At 30.9% G+C, this 492-nt stretch carries 1 protein-coding gene; it reads left to right on the top strand.

The window, feature by feature from the left end; genetic code table 11:
* Positions 1 to 78 precede the first annotated feature (78 nt).
* The coding region (gene tnpA, locus IDG65_RS14170) for an IS200/IS605-like element ISSep3 family transposase (RefSeq protein WP_050960456.1) at positions 79 to 492 on the top strand (414 nt) is incomplete at its 3' end.

Here is a 492-nt window from a genome sequence, read left to right as displayed (position 1 = left end):
ACAAAAAATGCATCTCTACGTGCTAGAATAAATATTGGTCAGCCAACCAAAATAATCAACACGAGGAGATGCTATTTAATGTCATCTGACACAAACAGTTTAGCACATACAAAATGGAATTGTAAGTATCATATTGTCTTTGCACCTAAATACAGAAGACAAGTGATATATGGAAAAATAAAAAAAGATATAGGGATTATATTGCGTCAATTATGTGAAAGAAAAGGTGTAGAGATAATTGAAGCAGAGGCATGTAAAGATCATATCCATATGTTAGTTAGTATACCACCCAAACTTGGGGTATCATCATTTGTTGGCTATTTAAAAGGGAAAAGTAGTTTAATGATATTTGATAGACATGCTAACTTAAAGTATAGATATGGAAATAGAAAGTTTTGGTGTAAAGGATTTTATGTGGATACAGTAGGTAGAAATAAAAAAGTGATTGAAAATTATATTCGTAATCAATTACAAGAGGATATCGTTGCAGAC

This window comes from Staphylococcus sp. EG-SA-17, assembly GCF_017151845.1.
GTDB classification, from domain to species: domain Bacteria; phylum Bacillota; class Bacilli; order Staphylococcales; family Staphylococcaceae; genus Staphylococcus; species Staphylococcus aureus.
The sequence above is the reverse complement of the archived record's forward strand: the minus strand, read 5'-3'. Positions and strand labels throughout refer to the sequence as shown.